The organism is Streptomyces sp. A01 (assembly GCF_059026195.1).
On record NZ_JBWLKN010000008.1, the window covers coordinates 159,540 to 179,052 of the forward strand.

General features: G+C 71.4%; 17 protein-coding genes. 11 read left to right on the plus strand and 6 right to left on the minus strand.

What is annotated here, in order from left to right:
- Positions 1-191: 191 nt before the first annotated feature.
- Positions 192-2,003, plus strand: a complete 1,812-nt coding sequence (locus tag AC5P1B_RS13325; protein ID WP_493887189.1) for an ABC transporter ATP-binding protein — start codon at positions 192-194, stop codon at positions 2,001-2,003.
- A 147-nt stretch (positions 2,004-2,150) separates the two neighbouring features.
- Here the strand turns inward: AC5P1B_RS13325 and AC5P1B_RS13330 are convergent, their stop codons facing one another.
- Positions 2,151-3,125, minus strand: a complete 975-nt coding sequence (locus AC5P1B_RS13330) for an acetylxylan esterase (protein ID WP_493887191.1) — start codon at positions 3,123-3,125, stop codon at positions 2,151-2,153.
- Positions 3,126-3,170: 45 nt separating this feature from the next.
- Complete coding sequence (locus tag AC5P1B_RS13335; protein WP_493887192.1) at positions 3,171-4,667, minus strand: hypothetical protein; 1,497 nt, start codon at positions 4,665-4,667, stop codon at positions 3,171-3,173.
- A 489-nt stretch (positions 4,668-5,156) separates the two neighbouring features.
- Here AC5P1B_RS13335 and AC5P1B_RS13340 point away from each other — a divergent pair, with 489 nt between their 5' ends.
- The 6 genes from AC5P1B_RS13340 to AC5P1B_RS13365 all read left to right on the plus strand — a co-directional run bounded on the left by AC5P1B_RS13340 (position 5,157) and on the right by AC5P1B_RS13365 (position 12,089).
- Positions 5,157-5,891, plus strand: coding sequence for a DeoR/GlpR family DNA-binding transcription regulator (locus tag AC5P1B_RS13340; protein WP_493887359.1), 735 nt, complete (start codon positions 5,157-5,159; stop codon positions 5,889-5,891).
- 306 nt (positions 5,892-6,197) lie between these two features.
- Positions 6,198-7,571 (plus strand): ABC transporter substrate-binding protein, encoded by a 1,374-nt coding sequence (locus AC5P1B_RS13345; RefSeq protein WP_493887193.1) that lies wholly within the window; start codon positions 6,198-6,200, stop codon positions 7,569-7,571.
- Complete coding sequence (locus AC5P1B_RS13350) at positions 7,571-8,545, plus strand: carbohydrate ABC transporter permease (RefSeq protein WP_493887194.1); 975 nt, start codon at positions 7,571-7,573, stop codon at positions 8,543-8,545. The genes AC5P1B_RS13345 and AC5P1B_RS13350 overlap by 1 nt, the downstream gene beginning before the upstream one ends.
- Positions 8,542-9,450 carry a carbohydrate ABC transporter permease gene (locus AC5P1B_RS13355; protein WP_493887195.1) on the plus strand — a complete coding sequence of 303 codons (909 nt, stop codon included), beginning with the start codon at positions 8,542-8,544 and terminating at the stop codon, positions 9,448-9,450. Before AC5P1B_RS13350 ends, AC5P1B_RS13355 begins: the two co-directional genes overlap by 4 nt.
- Complete coding sequence (locus AC5P1B_RS13360; protein WP_493887196.1) at positions 9,447-10,436, plus strand: zinc-dependent alcohol dehydrogenase family protein; 990 nt, start codon at positions 9,447-9,449, stop codon at positions 10,434-10,436. The genes AC5P1B_RS13355 and AC5P1B_RS13360 overlap by 4 nt, the downstream gene beginning before the upstream one ends.
- A 201-nt stretch (positions 10,437-10,637) precedes the next feature.
- Positions 10,638-12,089, plus strand: a complete 1,452-nt coding sequence (locus tag AC5P1B_RS13365; RefSeq protein WP_493887197.1) for an FG-GAP-like repeat-containing protein — start codon at positions 10,638-10,640, stop codon at positions 12,087-12,089.
- Positions 12,090-12,212: 123 nt separating this feature from the next.
- On the opposite strand, the gene ku is transcribed toward AC5P1B_RS13365, so the two are convergent.
- From ku to ligD, 3 genes are read right to left on the minus strand one after another with little or no spacing between them, the layout of a single operon-like run.
- On the minus strand, positions 12,213-13,181 hold the full coding sequence (gene ku / locus AC5P1B_RS13370; RefSeq protein WP_493887198.1) for a non-homologous end joining protein Ku: 969 nt from the start codon (positions 13,179-13,181) through the stop codon (positions 12,213-12,215).
- Between the two features lie 30 nt (positions 13,182-13,211).
- On the minus strand, positions 13,212-14,261 hold the full coding sequence (locus AC5P1B_RS13375; RefSeq protein WP_493887199.1) for a PHP domain-containing protein: 1,050 nt from the start codon (positions 14,259-14,261) through the stop codon (positions 13,212-13,214).
- Between the two features lie 52 nt (positions 14,262-14,313).
- The gene (gene ligD, locus AC5P1B_RS13380; RefSeq protein ID WP_493887200.1) at positions 14,314-15,318 is read right to left on the minus strand and encodes a non-homologous end-joining DNA ligase; all 1,005 of its coding nucleotides are present in this window, start codon (positions 15,316-15,318) and stop codon (positions 14,314-14,316) included.
- Between the two features lie 77 nt (positions 15,319-15,395).
- Between ligD and AC5P1B_RS13385 the strand changes: the two genes are divergently transcribed.
- On the plus strand, positions 15,396-16,457 hold the full coding sequence (locus tag AC5P1B_RS13385) for an ATP-dependent DNA ligase (RefSeq protein ID WP_493887201.1): 1,062 nt from the start codon (positions 15,396-15,398) through the stop codon (positions 16,455-16,457).
- Positions 16,458-16,506: 49 nt separating this feature from the next.
- On the opposite strand, the gene AC5P1B_RS13390 is transcribed toward AC5P1B_RS13385, so the two are convergent.
- Positions 16,507-16,956 (minus strand): ATP-binding protein, encoded by a 450-nt coding sequence (locus tag AC5P1B_RS13390; RefSeq protein ID WP_493887202.1) that lies wholly within the window; start codon positions 16,954-16,956, stop codon positions 16,507-16,509.
- A gap of 245 nt (positions 16,957-17,201) precedes the next feature.
- Here AC5P1B_RS13390 and AC5P1B_RS13395 point away from each other — a divergent pair, with 245 nt between their 5' ends.
- The 3 genes from AC5P1B_RS13395 to AC5P1B_RS13405 all read left to right on the plus strand — a co-directional run bounded on the left by AC5P1B_RS13395 (position 17,202) and on the right by AC5P1B_RS13405 (position 19,240).
- A complete protein-coding gene (locus AC5P1B_RS13395; RefSeq protein ID WP_493887203.1) occupies positions 17,202-18,059 on the plus strand; it encodes a Sco1979 family transcriptional regulator in 858 nt (285 codons plus the stop codon).
- Positions 18,060-18,103: 44 nt separating this feature from the next.
- Complete coding sequence (locus AC5P1B_RS13400; RefSeq protein WP_493887360.1) at positions 18,104-18,319, plus strand: DUF397 domain-containing protein; 216 nt, start codon at positions 18,104-18,106, stop codon at positions 18,317-18,319.
- Positions 18,320-18,427: 108 nt separating this feature from the next.
- A complete protein-coding gene (locus AC5P1B_RS13405) occupies positions 18,428-19,240 on the plus strand; it encodes an SAM-dependent methyltransferase (protein ID WP_493887204.1) in 813 nt (270 codons plus the stop codon).
- Positions 19,241-19,513 lie beyond the last annotated feature (273 nt).

The following is a 19,513-nucleotide window of genomic DNA, read 5'->3' on the forward strand; positions in this document are numbered from 1 at the left end:
GACCGAGGCTACCAGGACGTAGTTCATTGTGAGCATAGGTAACAATGGGCTATGCTCGGAAATCTTGGCGGCCGCCTCGTGGACGCCATGACGTTCCGGCCGGAGCCCCAGCCCGGGCGCGGACCCGGCGTGCCCCCGAGCCGCTCCCTGTCCTGAGACCGCCCCGAGACCACTCACCCCAGAAGGAGCCCATGCGCAGCGACGAACCAGAATGGACCCCACCACCCGCCGACCCCGAGCAACCTGCCCAACTGAGACGTATCGTCCGCCTCTTCCGCCCCTACCGCGGCCGCCTCGCGCTGGTCGGCCTCCTGGTGGCCGCCTCCTCGCTTGTCTCGGTGGCCTCGCCGTTCATGCTCCGCGAGGTGCTCGACACCGCCATTCCCGAGGGCCGCTCGGGACTGCTGACGGCACTGGTCTGCGGCATGATCGCCGCCGCGGTCGTCACCAGCGTCTTCGGTGTCCTGCAGACCCTGATCTCCACCACCGTCGGCCAGCGCGTCATGCACGACCTGCGCTCCGCCGTCTACGAGCGGTTGCAGCGGATGCCGCTGGCGTTCTTCACCCGCACCCGCACGGGGGAAGTGCAGTCGCGCATCGCCAACGACATCGGCGGCATGCAGGCGACCGTCACCTCCACCGCGACCTCGCTCGTCTCCAACCTCACCAGCGTGATCGCGAGCATCGTCGCGATGCTCGCGCTGGACTGGCGGCTGACCGTGGTCTCGCTCTGTCTGCTGCCGGTGTTCGTCTGGATCAGCCGCCGGGTCGGCAGGGAGCGCAAGAAGATCACCTCGCAGCGGCAGAAGCAGATGGCATCGATGGCCGCCCTCGTCACCGAGTCGCTGTCGGTCAGCGGCATTCTGCTGGGGCGCACCATGGGCCGGGCGGACTCGCTGACCAAGGAGTTCAGCCGCGAGTCGGAGCGCCTTGTCGACCTTGAGGTGCGGTCCAGCATGGCCGGCCGCTGGCGGATGTCGACGATAGGCATCGTCATGGCCGCCATGCCCGCGGTCATCTACTGGACCGCCGGGATGGCCCTGCAGACGGGCGGCCCCGCCGTGTCCATCGGCACCCTCGTCGCCTTCGTCTCCCTGCAACAGGGCCTGTTCCGCCCCACGGTGAGTCTGCTGTCGACGGGCGTGCAGCTCCAGGCCTCGCTCGCGCTCTTCCACCGCATCTTCGAATACCTCGACCTGCCGGTGGACATCGACGAACCGGCCCGGCCGGTGTCCCTGGAGAAGGTGCGTGGCGAAGTCCGCTTCGACCAGGTGGACTTCTCCTACGATCCCGAGAGCGGTGAGCGCGCGCTCAGCGGCATCGACCTCACGGTCCCCGCCGGTGGCAGCCTGGCCGTGGTCGGGCCGACAGGCTCGGGCAAGAGCACCCTGAGCTACCTGGTGCCCCGGTTGTACGACGTGACCGGCGGCCGGGTGCTCATCGACGGCGCCGACGTCAGGGACCTGAGCTTCGACACGCTCGCGCGCACGGTGGGCGTGGTCTCCCAGGAGACGTATCTCTTCCACGCCTCCATCGCGGCGAACCTGCGCTTCGCCAAGCCCGACGCGACCGATGACGAGATACGCGCGGCAGCGGAGGCGGCCCAGATCCACCACCACATCGCGGCCCTCCCCGACGGCTACGACACCCTGGTCGGCGAGCGCGGCTACCGGTTCTCCGGTGGCGAGAAGCAGCGGCTGGCCATCGCCAGGACCATCCTCCGCGACCCGCCCGTGCTCATCCTCGACGAGGCGACCAGCGCCCTCGACAACCGCACCGAGCACGCGGTTCAGCAGGCCATCGACGCCCTCTCCGCCAACCGCACGACGATCACGATCGCGCACCGGCTCTCCACCGTCAGGGACGCGGACCAGATCGTGGTGCTCGACGGCGGGCGCATCACCGAGCACGGCACCCATGACGAACTCATGCTGAAGCAGGGCCGGTACGCCAAGCTGGTGCGCCGGGACGCCCGGCTGCCGGCTCCGGTCCCCGCGGTGTGACGCTCCCGGCATGAGCCTGCCGGGAAGAACCCCGGCCCTGACGGCGAACGCGGCAGATCCGCCGCGTGCGGCGCCCCCAGGGTGCCGGTGAACGCGGCACATGGCGGAGGCGGAGGGGCGCGGCCAGCGGAGGCGGGCTCGGCCCCGTCAGCCGAAGAGCTTCCGCAGGAACCGGATCTGCTCGGCTTCCTGGTGGAGGCCGCCGCCCTCATGGCCGTTGAACCGCCAGACGCTCAGCCGCTTCTCTCCCGCGTAGTGGTGGTGGGCGGCGAACCCCGTCGAGGCGGGCGTCTTCTCGTCACGCAGGGCGGTGGACAGCAGCGCGGGAACGGTGGCCCGGGCGGCGAAGTTGAGCCCGTCGAAGTGGTCAAGGGTGTGCAGCACCCGCTCCACCTGGTCCCGCTGCCCCGCGCAGTACCGCGCCAGCTCACCGTACGGCTCGGCGTCCGTGATCTCGACGGCCCTGCGGATATGCGTCATGAACGGCGTATCCACCAGTGCGGCGGCCACGCCGGGAGCCAGCGCGGCCGCCACCAGCGCCAGCACGCCGCCCTGGCTGTGACCGGCGACGACGATGCGGGCCGGGTCCACGGCCGGGTGGGCTCGCGCGGCTTCGACGGCTCGTACGGCGTCGGTGTACAGCCGCCGGTAGTAGTAGTCGTCCGGGTCGAGGACGCCCTTCGTCACCATTCCCGCAACGGCGGGCCCGTCCGCACCCACCGGGTCCGGGGTGTCTCCAGGCCGCCCGGCGCCCGCCTGGCCCCGGGTGTCCATGACCAGCGTGGCGTACCCGGCGGCGGGCCACAGCAGCCAGTCGTGCGGGAGGGTGCGACCTCCGCCGTAGCCGATGTACCGCACCACGCAGGGCAGCGGCTCCCCTCCTTCCGCCGTTCCCCGGGGCGTCAGCAGCCAGCCGCGAATCCGGTGCCCGCCGAAACCGGAGAATGTCACGTCGTAGGTGTCCATCAGGGCGAGGCCCGCGTCATGCTCGGCGAAGTCGGCGTCGAGCGCGAAGCTGCGCGCCTCGGCGAGCGTACGGGCCCAGAAGGCGTCGAAACCCTCGGGCTCGGGGAGCGGCGGCCGGTAGGTATGGAGTTCATCAAGGGGGAGATCGACGAACACGGCGGGAACCTCCGTCGGGAAACGCTGGTTTGCGCTTGAGGCGACTCAGCTCGCTCGCACGGCCCGCAGGCTCTCCAGTCTCGTCCGGACCGCCTGCAACGCACCAGGTCTGCGTCCGGGAACGCGGGCGCGCAGCGCGACCAGCTCCTCCGCGAGCGCCTCGGCCCGCGCCGGGTCCGTCACGTGCTGCCACTGGTGGTGGGCGCGGTCCACCGCGCTCTCCACGTCCGGCTGGTCGGCCGTCTCACCGGCGGTCAGGCGGGTCGTGGCGGCGGCCATCCACAGTTCACACGCGCGCGCCGACTGACCCGCGAGCCGGGCCAGGTCGGCACGTACCTCCAGCCAGTGCAGCGCCTGCGGGGAGTTGGGCCCGGAGGACCGGAACGCCTCCTGTTCCCAGGCCGCCGCCATCGCGGCGGCCTCACTGTGCCGCCCGGCGTGCGCGGCCTCCAGTATCGCCCCGTGCGGATCGTGGGGGGCCGCGGCCGGGGAGCGGTCCGGCGCGTGGGCGGGCGGCGGCCCCGGGTCGGCAGCCCGCCGTGGAACAGCCGCCGAGCCGGTCTCCGAGGCGTTCTCGGCGTACGGCGCGACCGGCGCGGGCGCCCCGGCGTGCGCGGCCCCGTCAGCCCCAGGTCCGGTCGCGGCCGTCGGGGCGGCGAGCTCGGCGGGCGGGGCGAGGGACGCGGGAACCGGAGCCGGTGGGGAGGCGGGCGCGGGCCCGGCCTCAGCGCCGGGCGCGGACCCGGGCTGGGCATCGTGAGCGGCTGGCGTCGTCGTCGGCGTCATCGGCGTCGTCGCGGTCGGGGCTGACGTGCGGGGCGCCGGAACCGGCGCGGCCTCCGGCTGCGTGGGGCGCGGCAGCGGGCCCGTCCGGGCGTCCGGCCCGCCGGGCGGGCTCAGCAGCAGGCCGGGCCCGGCACCGAGTCCGGCCTGTTCGATCGCCTGCTGATGCAGCCGGCCGAGCGGTGGGCGGTGGTCCGCTCCGCGCAGCGCCGCGGCCAGGGCCCGGCTGTAGAGCGGAGTGCCCAACTGGCGTCGGGGCGGCGCCGGAGCGACACATCCGTACAGCGTGAGCCCCGTTGTCAGCCGCGCGGCGGTCAGCTGCGGCCAAGCGGCGGCGTCGGCGATCAGGTCGGCGATGACGGTGGTGCTGCCCGGCTGCCGGGGCGCGAGTTCGGAGATCAGCCAGTGCCAGGGGAGGGCGGTGTAGCGGGCCGTCTTCGCCGACGTACGTGCCAGCGCCAGGTGCGGCAGCTGCTGCTTGGCATCCAGCGTCAACTGCCCGACGAGGTAGATGAGGACCGGTCCGCGGTGCGCGGCCGCCGTCCGCAGATGCGCCAGCACCGTGTGCGGGTCGTCCGGGTCGACGAGCTGCACCACATGCGCACCGCCGGACGTCCCCAGCAGGACAGCCGGTGGCACGGCCGCGAGCGCCGGGAGCGCGGCGGCCGCGTCCATCGCCCGTTGCTTGCCTGTCGGTCCCGCCGCGATGAGCAGGGCGTATCCCGACTCCTTCGCCGCTCCTGCCCCGTTGCTTCCCATGGCAGAACCGTATCCGCTCCAGGCCCCGCAGCGGAGTGTGGTGGACACAGGGACCCGCACACGGCAGAGGAGGCACCGATGCGCGGGCCACTTCCGGGGCGCCCAGTGGGTCGCCGGGCGTCCGAACGCACTCCGGCGCACCCGTCGGCGCGCGCCGGAGGGTGCGAAATGGCGCATACGACCCATACGGCAGTCTCGGTCCTTGGCCGCGCCGCACACCCGACGGAGAAGCGGGCAGGAAACGGGCCGCGCGGCAGCCCGGAACGGGCGTCGCCGTGAGCGGCGTCCGCCGCGCGTGGCGCCGCTGCCTGCGAGGTTCCCGACGGTGAAACGGGCACATACGGTCAGCACACGTGGTGCGCTCAGCCTGGCCACGGCGGGTGCGTCCTTGTAGAAATCTCTCCAGACGCCCGAACGGGCATCGATCCCCGCGCAAGCAAGAGCGGAACAGGAGATGGCGCCGTGGACGCCGACGAACGCCGACGCACGATGCTGGACCTGGCCCGGCAGACCGGGTCCGTCGTGGTCGCCGAGCTGGCCGCGAAGCTCGGGGTGTCCAAAGAGACCGTACGGCGCGACTTGCACGCCATGGAGGAGCACGGACTGGTACGGCGCACGCACGGCGGCGCGTACCCCGTGGAGAGCGCGGGGTACGAGACGACGCTGGCGTTCCGCACCACCATGCACGTCCCGGAGAAGTCGCGGATCGCGGCCGTCGCGGCCGAACTCGTCGCGGACGCCGAGACCGTGTACGTCGATGAGGGGTTCACGCCGCAGCTGATCGCTCAGGCGCTGCCCCGCGACCGCCCGCTGACCGTGATCACGTCCTCGCTGGCCACCGCCGGCGCGCTGGCGGTCAGCGACCAGGTCACCGTGCTGCTGCTCGGCGGCCGGGTCAGAGGCGGCACACTGGCCACAGTCGATCACTGGGCCACGCACATGCTCAGCGGCTTCGTCATCGACCTGGCGTTCATCGGTGCCAACGGCATTTCCCGGGAGTACGGGCTGACCACGCCCGACCCGGCCGTCAGTGAGGTCAAGTCGCAGGTGATGAGGGTGGCCCGGCGCCGGGTCTTCGCCGGGGCGCACACCAAATTCGGTGCCGTCAGCTTCTGCCGCTTCGCCGACGTCCACGACTTCGAAGCCATCGTCACCGACATGGGCCTGCCGCTCGCCGAGGCGCAGCGGTATTCCCTGCTCGGCCCTCAAGTGCTGCGCGTGTGACCGGGTGAGCGGCGCCCCGGACCGCCGCTGACCGGGGCGGGGCGCCACGGGAGTTCGCCCCGTGCGGCCACCCCACGACAGCGGCACCCGCCCGCATCACCTCCCACCACAACCCCCGGCCCGCGACCGCACTTCACATCCCACGCTTCACATCCCGTACTCCCCATCCCCCACTCCGCAGCCAGTCCGCCGCCCCGGGGCAGGTCAGGCATGCCCGCGTCCGCACCCGCCAGCCACGCCTGCCCGGGGCCTTGCCCGCCATCCGCCACGCCCGTCGCACTCGACCGACTCATGGGGAGACCCGTTATGCCCAGCCACACACGAAGCGGCCCTCGCGCGCTGGTCGCGGCCGCCACCACGGGGGTGCTCCTCGCCGGTTGCGCCGGGTGCGAGGGGTACGTCGGAGCGGGCGGCTCATCGCTCTTCGGCGGTGACGCCGTCAACGTCCTCATGGTGAACAACCCGCAGATGACGGAGTTGCAGAAGCTCACCAAGGAGCACTTCACCAAGAAGACCGGCATCAAGGTCAACTTCACGGTGCTGCCGGAGAACGACGTCAGGGACAAGATCAGTCAGGACTTCTCCAACCAGGCCGGACAGTACGACGTCGCCACCATCAGCAACTTCGAGGTGCCGTTCTTCGCCGAGAACGGCTGGCTGCGCGACCTCGGCCCCTACCTGGCCAAGGACAAGGCGTTCGACCAGGGCGACATCCTCGCGCCCGTCCGGGAGTCGCTGACCGCCGACGACGGCAAGGTCTACGGCGAGCCCTTCTACGGCGAGTCGTCCTTCCTGATGTACCGCGAGGACGTCTTCGCCCAGCGGGGCCTGACGATGCCCGCGTCACCCACCTGGCAGCAGGTCGCCGACCTCGCGGCCAAGGCCGACGGAGCCCGGCCCGGCATGAAGGGCATCTGCCTGCGCGGGCTGCCCGGCTGGGGCGAGCTGACGGCGCCGCTGACCACCGTCGTGAACACCTTCGGCGGGACCTGGTTCACCAAGGACTGGGAAGCGCGGCTGACCGCACCGGAGTTCGTCAAGGCGACCCGGTTCTACGTCGGCCTGCTGCGCGAACACGGCCAGCTGGGCGCGGCCCAGTCCGGGTACGCGGAATGCCTGAACAACCTGAGCCAGGGCAAGGCCGCCATGTGGTACGACGCGACCGCTGCCGCGGGGTCGCTGGAGGCGGCGAAGTCCCCGGTCAAAGGCAAGATCGGTTACGTGAAGGCCCCGGTCGTCAACACGCCGGACTCCGGCTGGCTCTACACCTGGGCCTGGGGGATGCAGAAGGCGTCCAAGAAGTCGGGCGACGCGTGGAAGTTCATCTCGTGGGCCTCCAGCAAGAAGTACGAGGCCCTGGTCGGCGAGGAGACCGGCTGGGCCAACGTTCCCGCCGGCAAGCGGGCCTCCACCTACGCCAGGCCCGAGTACCGCGCCGCGGCGAAGGCGTTCGCCGAGGTGACGCGCCGCTCCATCGCGGGCGCGAGGCCCCGCGACCCGGGAGTGCAGCCCCGGCCCACCATCGGCATCCAGTTCGTCGACATCCCGGAGTTCACCGACCTCGGCACCAAGGTCTCCCAGGAGATCAGCTCCGCCATCGCCGGACGGCAGTCCGTGGGCGACGCCTTGAAGAAGTCTCAGAAACTGGCCCAGCGGGTCGGCAAGGAGTACCAGGACTGATGACACCCTCTGTGACCACCACTTCCGCGCGGCCGACCCGCCGCACACCCTCACCGCGCGCACGCCGCCGTGCCCCCGGAGCCGTCAAGGCATGGGCGACCCGCGCCCCGCTGATGCCCGCCCTGGTCTTCCTCATCGCCGTCACCCAGCTGCCCTTCGTGGCCACCTTGGTCATCTCCCTGTTCGACTGGAACTCCCTCGACCCGGACGAGCGGCACTTCACCGGGCTGAGCAACTACGCCGACGCCGCCAGGGACGCCGAGCTGCGCGAGTCCGTGCTCACCACCGCCGCGCTCACCGCGACCGTGGTGCTCACCACGGTCGTGCTGGGGCTGCTGCTCGCCCTGCTCCTCGACCGGCAGTTCCGCGGCCGGGGCATCGTCCGCACCCTCCTCATCGCCCCCTTTCTCGTGGTGCCCGTCGCCGCCGCGCTGCTGTGGAAGCACGCCCTGTACAACCCGGAGTACGGGCTGCTGAACGGCGCGCTGACATGGGTGGCCGAGCTGTTCGGGGACGACACGCCCCCGCAGCCCGACTGGGTCTCGGAGATGCCGCTGCTCGCTGTGGAGGCGTCGCTGGTGTGGCAGTGGACGCCGTTCATGATGCTGATCCTGCTGGCCGGACTGCAGAGCCGCCCACTGGACCTGGTGGAGGCCGCACGCCTGGACGGCGCGGGCAACTGGCAGATCTTCCGCTATCTGACCCTGCCGCACCTGCGGCGCTACCTCGAACTCGGTGTACTGCTCGGCTCCGTCTACATCGTGCAGAACTTCGACGCCGTCTTCACCATCACCTCCGGCGGCCTGGACACCGCCAACCTCCCCTACACCATCTACCAGACGTTCTACCAAGCGCACGAGTACGGACAGGCGTCCGCGGCCGGGGTGCTCGTGGTGATCGGCTCGATCATCATCGCCACCTTCGCCCTGCGCGTGGTCTCGTCGTTGTTCTCCGAGGAGGCGTCCCGCTCATGACCCACGCGACACAGGCCCTTACGCCGCCCACGGCCCGCGACCGCACCTCGCCCGCCTCCACCCGTACCGGCTCCGAGGCCCGTGCCCGGCGGCGGAGCGCCTCCCTCGGCCTGCTGGCCTGGCTGAGCGGGATCGTGTTCTTCCTCCCTGTGGCATGGATGGTCCTGACGTCCCTGCACTCGGAGACGGACGCCGCCACCAACCCGCCCTCCCTGGGCGCCTCCCTGACGTGGGACGGCTACCGCGAGTTCTTCGGCGCCGGGGGAGGCGCCAGCCCCTGGCCGCCCCTGATCAACTCGCTGACCGCCAGCGTCTGTTCGACGCTGCTGGTCCTCGTGCTCGCGCTGCCCGCCGCCTACGCGCTGTCCATCAGGCCGGTGCGCAAGTGGACCGATGTGCTCTTCTTCTTCCTGTCCACCAAGATGCTTCCGGTCGTCGCCGGTCTGCTGCCGGTCTACCTGTTCGCGAAGAACGCCGGCCTGCTCGACAACATCTGGCTGCTCGTCATCCTCTACACCTCGATGAACCTGCCGATCGCCGTGTGGATGATGCAGTCGTTCCTGGCCGACATACCGGTGTCCATCATCGAGGCCGCCCAGATCGACGGCGCTTCGCTGCGCACCATCCTCGCCCGGGTGGTGGCGCCGATCGCCGGACCGGGGATCGCGGCCACCTCGCTGATCTGCTTCATCTTCAGCTGGAACGAGATGCTGTTCGCCCGGGTGCTGACCGGTGTCAGGGCGCAGACCGCGCCGGTCTTCCTCACCAGCTTCATCACCAGCCAGGGCCTGTTCCTCGCCAAGGTCTGCGCCGCCTCCGTCGTCATCTCCCTGCCGGTGCTCGCCGCCGGTTTCGCCGCCCAGGACAAGCTGGTCCAGGGCCTGTCCCTAGGAGCAGTCAAGTGAAGACCGCACTCATCGAAGCCCCCGGCAAAGTCACCGTGACCACGATGCCCGACCCCACCCCGGGCCCGCGCGAGGTCGTGGTGGACGTGGCCGCCTGCGGTCTGTGCGGTACCGATCTGCACATCCTCCAGGGCGAGTTCGCCCCCGCCCTGCCGGTCATCCCCGGCCATGAGTTCGCCGGTGAGGTGGTGGGCCTCGGGTCGGCGGTCACCGAACTGGCCATCGGCGACCGGGTGGCCGTCGACCCCTCGCTGCACTGCCACGAGTGCCGCTACTGCCGCGTCGGGCGCGGCAACCTGTGCGACAACTGGGCCGCGATCGGGGTGTCGGTCGCCGGAGGCGCCGCCGAGTACGCGCTGGCGCCGGTCGCCAACTGCGTACGGCTGCCTGACCATGTGGGACTGCAGGACGCGGCGCTCATCGAGCCCCTGTCGTGTGCCGTGCGCGGCTACGACGTGCTGGGCAGCCACCTCGGCGCCGAAGTGCTCATCTACGGCAGCGGGACCATGGGCCTGATGATGCTGGAGCTGGCCAAGCGCACGGGCGCCGCCAGCGTGGACGTCCTCGACATCAACCCGGAGCGGCTGGCCACGGCCCGCTCGCTCGGCTGCTCGCGGTCGGCCGCCGCCTCCGAGGAGCTGGAGCAGCCTCGGGGCTGGGACGTGGTCATCGACGCCACCGGCCACCCCGCCGCCATCCAGGACGGTCTGCGGCGGGTCGCGAAGGCGGGCACGTACCTGCAGTTCGGAGTCGCCGACTACGCGACGACCGCGACGATCGACCCGTACCGCATCTACAACCACGAGATCACCATCACCGGTTCGATGGCGGTGCTGCACAGCTACGAGCGGGCGGCGGGCCTCTTCGCCTCCGGCGTGCTCGACCCGCAGGTCTTCATCAGCGACCGGATGCCGCTGGAGCAGTACCCGCAGGCGCTGGAACGGTTCCAGGCGGGCCAGGGCCGCAAGATCGTCGTGGTGCCGTAGGGCGCGCCAGGACGGCCGTCACCTCCCGCGCGGCCGGGCGGCGCGAAAGCGCGCACACGTTCTCGTGCAACCCTCTGGCGGGCCCGTGGGTCCAGTGGGGTGCGGGGGAAATCAACCCGGCCTCCACTCTGGGGCATTTGGGCGGTCGCCGGGCGTTCATGTCATCTCTTGGCCTCAAGACCACCATCAGCAGGAGGATTCGTGAGCCAACGCTCCATCGCCACCGCCGCACGCCGCGCGGCCGTGGCCGCCGCCCTGACCGCTCCCGCTCTGCTGGCCGCTCCGGCCGGCGCCGCCCCGCGAGCGGAGACCACGTCAGCGGTGGCCCCGGCGGGGGTCGCGCCCAAGGCCGACTTCAACAAGGACGGTTTCGCCGACGTGGCCGCCTCGGCGCCGGGCGGCACCGTCGGCGGGCGGGCGGGCGCCGGTTACGTGACCGTCGTCCACGGCTCGGCTGCCGGCTCCGACACCGCGAAGCGCCAGGTCATCAGCCAGGCCACCGAGGACGTGCCGGGCGACCCCGCGGTATCGGGACGGTTCGGCGACCGCACGGTCGCGCGCGACTTCGATCACGACGGCTACACCGACCTGGCCGTCCACGCCGCCGGCACCCAGTCGGTGACGCTGCTCTGGGGCTCCGGGCAGGGGCTGAGCGGCGGTACGACGCTGCCGGCGGGCGCCGACACAAGCGGCGGCAACCTGGCCGCCGGTGACTTCAACGCCGACGGCAGGCAGGACCTGATCGCGAACCGCTCCTCGGCGCAGGACGGCGCCGGACTGCGCGTGCTGTACGGGCCGTTCACCCGGGCGGGCGCGCCGAGCGACAGCACCGCGCTCGACACGGGCAAGATCGACCCGGCGACCGACCTCGTGGTCGGCGATGTCACCGGTGACGGCGCGGACGACCTGCTGAGCTTCCACGCCTTCGAGGAGATGTCCGAGTCGAGCGAGTTCTGGCTCGGGGACGCGAACAGCGGTCTCGGCCAGGGACCCGACGACTTCGACGACGCTGCGGCCGGGACCATCGCCGACGTCGACAAGGACGGCTACGGGGACGTCGTGATCCGCACCGTCCCCGGCGGGGTCGTGGAGAACCTGCCCTACGACGAGGGCTCGCTCAAGGTCATCTACGGTGCCGCGAACGGGCTCTCCCAGCGCACGATGGTCATCGACCAGGACACCGCCGGGGTGCCAGGTGCGGGGGAGGACGGCGACCAGTTCGGCTACGCGCTCAGCTCCGGTGACGTCGACGGTGACGGATACGCGGACGTCGCGGTCGGCGTCCCGTACGAGGACCTCACCGACGGCGGCAAGGACGCGGGCGGCACCGTCCAGCTCTATGGCAGCGCGACGGGGCTGAGCGGGAGCGGCGCCCAGTCCTTCCACCAGAACACGGCGGGCGTCCCCGGCAAGGCGGAGGCCGCAGACCGGTTCGGCGCCGCCGTGGCGCTGCTGGACACCAACGGCGACGGTGCGGCGGAGCTGGCGGCCGGTGCCCCCGGCGAGAGCGGTGCGGCCAGCCGCACCGGGGCCGCCTGGGTGCTGCGCGGTACGCGTGGCGGGCTGACCGCCGACGGCGCCGTCTCCTACGGCCCCGGCGCGCTGGGTGCCCCGGAGGCGGGCGCCGCGCTGGGGGAGTGGTTCGCCAAGTAGCCACCGCGTGGGACGGGGGTGGGATCAACCACTAGTTCGTTCATGGTTCAATTAGAATCCCCGTAAAGAGGCCCTGGCCGGGTTCCCCCGACCTGTCCAGGGCCGGGGCCTCACGGCACCGGCTCACGCCCGGCGCTGGCGGCTGGCCTGCTTCTCCGTCGTCTTGCTCGCGGCGCTCTTCTTCGCCGACGTCTTCGCAGACGTCTTCGACGTGCTCTTGACCGCCCCCCGGGCGCCGCTCTTCGCCGCGGTGCTCTTCTTGCCCGCCGCGCTCTTCTTCGCCGGTGCCTTCCTCGCCGTACGCCGCTCCCCGCCGCCCTCCGCGCGGGCGTCGATCGACGCCCGCAACGCGGACATCAGGTCCACCACGTTGTCCGGCGCCGGTGCCGCCTCCTCCGCGGACGGGGCGGCCTTGCCGTCGAGCCGGGCGGCGACCAGCTCGTCCAGCGCCGCCCGGTAGTCGTCGTGCAGCGCGTCGAGATCGAAGTCCTCCGACAGGGTGTCCATCAGCGAGGTGGCCATCTTCAGCTCTTGCTGCCGCACGGTCACCTTCTCCGAGGGGGCGAGCCCGGTGGCGGCGCGCACCTCGTCGGGCCAGTGCATGGTGTGCAGCACCAGCACGTCATCGTGGACGCGCAGCAGGGCCAGCGACTCGCGGGTGCGCAGCGCGACCTTGGCCACCGCGACCTGCCCGCTGCTCAGCAGCGCCTCGCGCAGCAGCACGTACGGCTTGGCCGCTCCCGCCGAGTCGGCGCCCACGTAGTACGCGCGGGACAGCCGCAGCGGATCGATCTCGTCGGCGTCGATGAACGCCAGCACGTCGATGAGCTGCTTGCTCGGCAGCGGCAGCTCCGCCAGGTCCTCGTCGGTCAGGACCGCCGTGCGGCCCTCGATGTCCTGGTAGCCCTTGGCGATGTCGGCGTAGTCGATCTGCTCGCCGCATACCTCGCAGGTGCGCCGCATGCGGATGCGGCCGCCATCGGCGGCGTGGACCTGGTGCAGCTTGGTCCCGTGTTCCTCGGTGGCCGGGTAGAGCTTCACCTGGATCGACACCAGGCCGAAGCCGATGGCACCTTTCCACATAGAGCGCATGCGTTTGCCCCTTCTGGTGGAATATCCACCTTAAGTGGGGGTCCGTCTCTTGGCAGCGCGTGCGGGCGGTTTGCGGGTGCGCGTCCACGACCGCAGCTGTGCGGCCGTCCAGGTGTTGATCACCCGTTCCGCGGGCACCCCGCACTCGGCCGCGCGGGCGCATCCGTACGGCTGCCAGTCGAGCTGGCCGGGTGCGTGCGCGTCGGTGTCGATGGCGAAGAACACCCCGGCGGCGACCGCCTTGCGCAACAGCGCGCGCGGCGGGTCGAGCCGCTCAGGCCGGCAGTTGATCTCCACCGCCGTACCGGACTCGGCGCACGCGGCGAACACGGCGTCGGCGTCGAACGCCGACGGCGGGCGTCCCCGCCCCGTGAGCAGCCGCCCCGTGCAGTGCCCGAGCACATCGACCAGCGGGTCGCGCACCGCCGCCACCATCCGCCGGGTCATGGCCGGGGCGTCCATCCGCAGTTTGGAGTGGACCGAGGCGACCACCAGATCGAGCTCGTCGAGCAGCTCACGGTCCTGGTCGAGGGAACCGTCGTCCAGGATGTCGCACTCGATGCCGGTCAGCAGCCGGAACGGAGCCAGCCGCTCCTTCAGCCCGGCCACCACCTCCAGCTGCTGCCGCAGCCGCTCCGCCGTGAGGCCGCGGGCGATCGTCAGCCGGGGCGAGTGATCGGTCAGCACCGCCCAGTCGTGCCCCAGATCCGCCGCGGTACGTGCCATGACCTCGATCGGGCTGCCGCCGTCCGACCAGTCGGAATGCAGATGGCAGTCGCCGCGCAGCGCGGCCCGCAGCTCCGCGCCGCCCTCGGCCGGCGGGTCCGCCGCCTCCGCCTCAAGCTTCTCCAGATAGCCGGGAACCCCGCCCTTCAGCGCCTCCTCGACCACGGCGACGGTCTTGGGCCCGAGGCCCTTCACCGACGTCAGCGAGCGGGCCTTCGCCTTGCGGGCCACCTCCTCGCGCCCCAGCTCGGTGAGCACCGAGGACGCCGTACGGAACGCGCGCACCCGGTACGTCCCCGCCTGTGCGCGCTCCAGCAGGAACGCGATCCGGTCCAGTGCCGTCACGGGGTCCACCGCCGCCTCCCTTCCGCCTCATCTCGCGCGAGTCCCGTCCGTGCCGCCTCGCTCAGTGCTTGGCCCGGCTCGGCTGCACCCGCTTGGGCTCGCCCTCCATCTTCGGGTGATCGGGCGGGTAGGGCAGGTCGCGCAGGTCGTGGTCGCGTTCGTCCCGTGCGGCCAGTTCGAGCGCCGCCTCCAGCCCGTACGCGTGCTCATCCAGGTCCGCGTGGAGGTCACCGAGCTCCGCGTACCGGGCGGGCATCGACGCGATGTCGAAGTCCTCGGGCCTGGCGTCACGCAGCTCGTCCCAGCGCAGCGGGGCCGAGACCGGGGCGTGCGGTTTCGGGCGTACGGAGTAGGCGCTCGCGATGGTCCGGTCCCGCGCGGTCTGGTTGTAGTCCACGAAGATCTTCTCGCCGCGCTCCTCCTTCCACCAGGACGTGGTGACGCGCTCCGGCGCGCGCCGCTCCAGCTCCCGCGCGATGGCGATGGCGCTCCGCCTGACCTGGGTGAACGTCCAGGACGCCGCGATAGGGACGAAGACGTGCAGCCCCCGGCCACCGGAGGTCTTGGGCCAGCCACGCAGCCCCAGCCCGTCCAGCACGTCCCGCAGCTCCAACGCGGCCCGCAGCGCGTCCTCGTAGTCCGTGCCAGGCTGCGGGTCCAGATCGATCCTCAGCTCGTCGGGATGGTCCGGGCGCGACCGGCGCACCGGCCACGGATGGAAGGTGAGGGTGCCCAGGTTCGCCGCCCACAGCACGGCCGCCTCCTCCGTCGGGCAGATCTCGTCCGCGTACCGGCCGCTGGGGAAGGCGATCCGGCCGGTCGGAATCCAGTCCGGCAGGTTCTTCGGCGCGCGCTTTTGGTAGAACGACTCCCCGGTCACCCCTTCGGGGTAGCGCTCCAGCGTCGTCGGCCGGTCCCGCAGGGCCCGCAGCACCCCGCCGGCGACCGCGAGGTAGTACTGGGCCACGTCGAGCTTGGTGAATCCCCGCTCGGGGAAATACACCTTGTCCGGGTGGGACAGCCGGACCGTCCGCTCACCGACCGTGAGCTCCACCGCGTCTGCCATGCGGCCACGCTAGGCCGGGGCGCTCCCGCGCGCCTCTCGGCGGGCGGGCTCCCGGGGCCCGCCGCACAATCAGGATCATGGACCTCCCGGTGATGCCGCCCGTGAAGCCGATGCTGGCCAAGGCCGCGTCGAAGATCCCGCCGGGCATGATCTACGAGGCCAAGTGGGACGGCTTCCGGGCCATCGCCTTCCGGGACGGCGACGAGGTCGAGCTCGGCAGCCGCTCCGGCAAACCGCTGACCCGCTACTTCCCCGAACTGGTCGACGCGTTGCGCGAGAACCTCCCGCCGCGCTGCGTACTCGACGGCGAGATCGTGATCGCGCGCGAGGGCCGCCTGGACTTCGAGGCCCTGCTCACCCGCGTCCATCCCGCCGACTCGCGGGTCGCCCTGCTCGCGAGGACGGTCCCCGCCAGCTATGTCGCCTTCGACCTGCTGGCACTGGGCGACACCTCGCTGGAGCGGGCCCCGCAACGGGACCGCCGTGCGGCGCTCACCGAAGCCCTGCGCGACGCCTCCGGACGCGTGCACATCGCACCCTTCACCGAGGACCTGGCGCTGGCCAGGGAGTGGTTTGAGCAGTTCGAGGGCGCGGGGCTCGACGGGGTCGTCGCGAAACGGCCTGATCTGCCGTACCGCCAGGGTGAGCGGGCCATGGTCAAGGTCAAGCACGAGCGCACGGCGGACTGCGTCGTGGCCGGTATCCGGCCGCACAAGAGCGGCCCGGTCGTCGGTTCCCTGCTGCTCGGGCTCTACGACGCCGACGGGCGGCTCCAGCACGTGGGGGTCTGCGCCTCGTTCCCGATGCGCGCGCGGGAGTCGCTGATGACCGAGCTGGCCCCGCTGCGGATGGAGTCCGCCGAAGGGCATCCGTGGGCGGACTGGGGCAGCGGGCAGGCGCACGAGGAGAACCGGATGCCCGGCGCGCCGAGCCGCTGGAACAGCGGCAAGGACCTCACGTGGGTCCCGCTGCGGCCGGAGCGGGTGTGCGAGGTGGCGTACGACCACATGGAGGGCGACCGCTTCCGGCACACGACGCAGTTCCGCAGATGGCGCCCCGACCGGGAGCCGCGCGAGTGCGGTTACGCGCAGCTGGAGGAGCCGGTGAACTACGACCTGGGGCAGGTGCTCGGCCCGTAGGGCGGCCGGGTGCGGCCCGGTTCCCGCCACCGGCCGGGCAGGGGCGGCCTCACGCGGACGCCGCTCGCAGCGCCGCCCACACGGTGCGGCCGCCGCCCTGCGCGCCGAAGTCGACGCCCCAGGTGTCGGCCACGGTCTCCACGAGCAGCAGCCCCCGCCCGTTCTCGTCCCCGGCGGCGGCGTCGCGCGGCATGGGCCGGGAGGACCCGCTGCCCTGGTCGTGTACCTCGATGCGCAACTGCCCCCGCACGGACTGCAGAACGCAGGCGATCGTGGTGCTGCTGGTGTGCACGACGGCGTTGGTCACCAGCTCGGATATGACCAACTGCGCCATGTCGCTGGCGTCTTGGGATACCTGTTGGCAGGTCAGCCAGTGCCGTACGCGGCGCCGTGCGTCGGAGACCGCCGTGGGTTCGGCGGGGAGCCGGAACGCCTCGTGGTAGTGGCCGCCGAGTCCGTCGGTGGGCGACGAGAGGGGCGTTGTCTCAGGAGCGATCACAGCCGTTCGCCTTCCATGTGCCTGCGGGGGGCTGGGCGTTGCGGGGGAGGAACACAGGACGTCTGGGGCTCTGGGATGTCTGCGAGCCGCGGTCGGGACGGTGGGGGTGGCCATTGTCTCTATGATCGCTGCCTCACTCGGTCAGCAAGGGGCATTGTGCGAAATGCAGAATAGCGAGAGCAGTCTGTTCGTGTCAGCAGAACCGTGGCACACTGCTGTGAACAAGCCATATGCGGAGGTGGGATGTGGGTGAGGCGCGGTCAGCCCCGACGGTCGGGCAGATAGTCCTCGGCATGCGGCTGCGCGACCTGCGGGAGAAGGCCGGGGTCTCCTACGAGCAAGCGGCGAAGGCCCTGCACGTCAACCAGACCACCGTGCGCCGGATGGAAAAGGCCGAAGTCGGGCTGAAACTCCCGTACGTGGAAAAGCTGCTGCGTACGTACGGCATCCCGGAGGAAGAGGTCACCGCCTTCCTGGGGCTGGCCGAGGAGGCCAACCGGCCGGGCTGGTGGCACCGGTTCCGCGACGTCCTCCCGGACTGGTTCAGCCTCTACGTCAGCCTGGAGGGGGCGGCCAGCCTCATCCGCGCCTACGAACCGCACTTCGTCCCGGGCCTGTTGCAGACCCCCGACTACGCACGCGCGTTGCTCACGGTCGGCTTCCCTCACGCGCCCAGCGCCGAGACCGACCTCCGCGTCGACCTGCGGATGGAGCGTCAGCGCCTGCTCACAGGGCCCGAGGCGCCACGGCTGTGGGCCATCATCGACGAGACGGTACTGCGCCGCCCCGTGGGAGACGCGGCGGTGATGCGCGCGCAGATCGACCGGCTGATCGAGGCCATCGCCCTGCCGAACGTGACCCTGCAAGTAGTCCCCTTCTCCGCCGGTCCGCACCCGGGCATGTTCGGGCCGTTCCAGCTCTTCAGGTTCCGGGTTCCAGAACTGCCCGACGTCGTCTACTGCGAGAGCCTGACCAGCGCCTCGTACCTCGACGAACGCGCCGATGTGGCGGCCTACCTCGAAGCTCTCGACCGCATGGGCACCCAGGCCGTCCCAGCACCACGCACCGAGGCGTTTCTCGGTGATCTTCGCAAGGAGCTGTGACCGTGAACAAAACCGTGACAGTCACTGACCACGTCTATAACGGCATGCCTGCCAGCGCCCTGGGCACCGAGGGCTGGCGCAAGCCCTGGAGCGGCCCCAACGGGGGCAGCTGCGTCGAGGCCATGAAGCTCTCCGACGGCCGGGTCGCCCTGCGCCAGTCGACCGACCCCGACGGCCCGGCACTGATCTACACCCCCCGCGAGATCGAACAGTTCCTCCATGGCGCCAAGGGCGGCCAAGCGGACTTCCTCCTCGCCTGATCCCCAGCCCCAGCACTGTCAGCAGCGCCAGCACCACACGTGACCCACGCGCCCCGCACGGTATGCGACCACCCCGCGGCGGCGACAGCAGAGGAACCGGAGGACCACATGGCCGAACAGCGTCTCATCGCGGGCCAGATCGACACCAGCAAGCCGCACCCGGCGCGCATGTACGACTACTACCTCGGTGGCAAGGACAACTACGAGGTGGACCAGCTGGCCGCGCAGACCGTCATGGACCTGTATCCCGGCATCAGGACCTGCGCGCGGACCAACCGGAAGTTCATGCACCGTGCCACCCGCTACCTGACCGGCGTGGGCGTCCGCCAGTTCCTCGACATCGGCACGGGTATTCCCACCGAGCCGAATCTGCACCAGATCGCTCAGAGCGAGGCCCCCGACGCGCGGGTCGTCTACACCGACAACGACCCGATCGTGCTGACCCACGCTCAGGCGCTGCTGCGCAGCAGCGCGCAGGGCCGGACCGCGTACATCCACGCGGACGTCCGGGAACCGGAGCACATCCTCACCGCCCCCGAACTGCGCGAAACGCTCGACATGAGCCAGCCGATCGCGCTCTCCCTCAACGCGCTGCTCCACTTCGTGCCCGACGAGTTCCACGCGTACGAGATCGTCGAGCGGCTGGTCAGCGACCTGCCCTCGGGCAGCTACCTGGTGATATCCCACTGCACCGCGGACTTCGACCCCACGACCTGGGCCAAGGTCGTCGATGTCTACCACCAGGGCGGCATCCCCGCGCAGACGCGCTCCCGCGCGGAGGTCGAGCGGTTCTTCACCGGACTCGACCTGGTCGAGCCGGGCGTTGAGGTGCCCCACCGGTGGCGGCCCGACAGCGAGACCGACTCCGGTGTCACCGACGCCGACGTCTCCCTCTACGGGGCGGTGGGGCGCAAGCCCTGACGCGCGAGGCGGTGCCGGTACCGGCCCGCTTTCCGCCGAAAGGCCGGACGCCCGTCTCGGGGGATGACGGGCGTCCTCCCGTTGCCGCGTCCGCCCCAAAAAGGGTCTCCGGCCACATCACGCGCGCCCGGCATCGGGCCGCGCATGGGGCCTCCCGGCCGCCAGGCCCAGAGGAAGCAGCAGCCCTGGCACAGCGCGGGGGGCGGGCTCCGTCAGGGGCGCGGGGAACCGCGCGCCCAGCCGCAGCACACTCGCAGTCCGCGACGCACGGAC

Excerpts from the sequence above, each read along its gene's own strand:
- AC5P1B_RS13400 (WP_493887360.1), top strand. The coding sequence starts at position 18,104 with ATGCCTGCCAGCGCCCTGGGCACCGAGGGCTGGCGCAAGCCCTGGAGC.
- AC5P1B_RS13325 (WP_493887189.1), top strand. The coding sequence starts at position 192 with ATGCGCAGCGACGAACCAGAATGGACCCCACCACCCGCCGACCCCGAG.
- AC5P1B_RS13405 (WP_493887204.1), top strand. The coding sequence starts at position 18,428 with ATGGCCGAACAGCGTCTCATCGCGGGCCAGATCGACACCAGCAAGCCG.
- AC5P1B_RS13335 (WP_493887192.1), bottom strand. The coding sequence starts at position 4,667 with ATGGGAAGCAACGGGGCAGGAGCGGCGAAGGAGTCGGGATACGCCCTG.
- AC5P1B_RS13355 (WP_493887195.1), top strand. The coding sequence starts at position 8,542 with ATGACCCACGCGACACAGGCCCTTACGCCGCCCACGGCCCGCGACCGC.
- AC5P1B_RS13385 (WP_493887201.1), top strand. The coding sequence starts at position 15,396 with ATGGACCTCCCGGTGATGCCGCCCGTGAAGCCGATGCTGGCCAAGGCC.
- ku (WP_493887198.1), bottom strand. The coding sequence starts at position 13,181 with ATGCGCTCTATGTGGAAAGGTGCCATCGGCTTCGGCCTGGTGTCGATC.
- AC5P1B_RS13350 (WP_493887194.1), top strand. The coding sequence starts at position 7,571 with ATGACACCCTCTGTGACCACCACTTCCGCGCGGCCGACCCGCCGCACA.
- AC5P1B_RS13340 (WP_493887359.1), top strand. The coding sequence starts at position 5,157 with ATGCTGGACCTGGCCCGGCAGACCGGGTCCGTCGTGGTCGCCGAGCTG.
- AC5P1B_RS13345 (WP_493887193.1), top strand. The coding sequence starts at position 6,198 with ATGCCCAGCCACACACGAAGCGGCCCTCGCGCGCTGGTCGCGGCCGCC.
- ligD (WP_493887200.1), bottom strand. The coding sequence starts at position 15,318 with ATGGCAGACGCGGTGGAGCTCACGGTCGGTGAGCGGACGGTCCGGCTG.